Annotated in this window: 1 protein-coding gene; it reads left to right on the forward strand. The window is 74.0% G+C overall.

The window, feature by feature from the left end; genetic code table 11:
- Positions 1-1,119 (forward strand): PucR family transcriptional regulator (locus IZR01_RS49255; RefSeq protein WP_194927900.1); only part of this gene is annotated, 1,119 nt, incomplete at both ends.

Consider the following 1,119-nt stretch of genomic DNA (forward strand, 5'->3'; position numbering starts at 1 on the left):
CCATAGGCCTCACCGTCACCCAAGCCCTGGCCCTCCCCGCCCTGGCCGGCGCCCGCATCGTCGCCGGCCACGCCGGCCACGACCGCGTCGTCGAACGCGTCAACGTGATGGAGGTCCCGGACATCCTCCCCTGGGTCAAGCCCAAGGAGCTCCTCCTCACCACCGGCTACCCGCTGCGCCACTCGCCCTCCCCGCTCACCGAGCTGATCGCCGACCTCGACCGCGCCGGGCTGGCCGCCATCGCGATCAAGCCCCACCGCTACCTCGGCGACCTCCCGCCGGAACTGCTCGCCGCCGCCGACCGGCTCGGCTTCCCGGTCATCGAGCTGCCCGAGGGTGTGGCCTTCGACGACATCCTCACCGACGTCCTGTCCGACGTGCTCGACCGCCAGTCCGCGGTCCTGGCCCGCGCCGACCACGTCCACCGCGCCCTGGCCCAGATCGCGCTGGAGGGCGGCGGCCTGGCCGAGCTCACCGCCGAGCTGGCCCGCATCCTCGGCGGCCCGGTCCTGGTCACCACGCCCGACGGCCGGATCCTGGCCGAGCACGGCGCCGACACCGTGTGCCACCTGCCCTGCTTCGACCCCGCACCCGACGGCCAGACCGGCCACACCGGCGAGAAAAGCCACACCGGCGAGAAAAGCCGCACCAGCCACGCCGACCACCGCCTGCGCACCGAGGCCGAACAACCCGGCCTCACCGCGCACCACGGCACCCAGCACGCGCTGGTCCCGATCCTCGCCGGCCGGGTCGACCACGGCCGCCTGGTCGCCTTCGCCGACCGCCGCGCCTTCGACGCCGCCGACGTCGCAGCCCTCGAACGCGCCGCGACGGTGGCCGCGCTGGCCGTGGTCAAGCAGCTCGCGGTGGCCGCGGTCGAGGACAAGTACCGCGCCGACTTCCTCAGGGACCTGCTGACCGGCCGCCTGGAGGACCTACAGTCGGCCGCCGCCCACGCCGCGACCCTGGGCTGGGACATCAGCCCGGGACCCGGAACCCAAAACGGCAAACAGCACCGCACGGGCGACCAGTACCGCCCCGGTGACGAGCACCGCACCGGCGGTCAGCACCGCACCGGCGACGAGCACCGCACCCGCGACCAGCACCTGTCTCTTATAC

The sequence above is a fragment of the Catenulispora pinisilvae genome (assembly GCF_015356865.1).
In the GTDB taxonomy this organism is placed as follows: Bacteria; Actinomycetota; Actinomycetes; order Streptomycetales; family Catenulisporaceae; genus Catenulispora; species Catenulispora pinisilvae.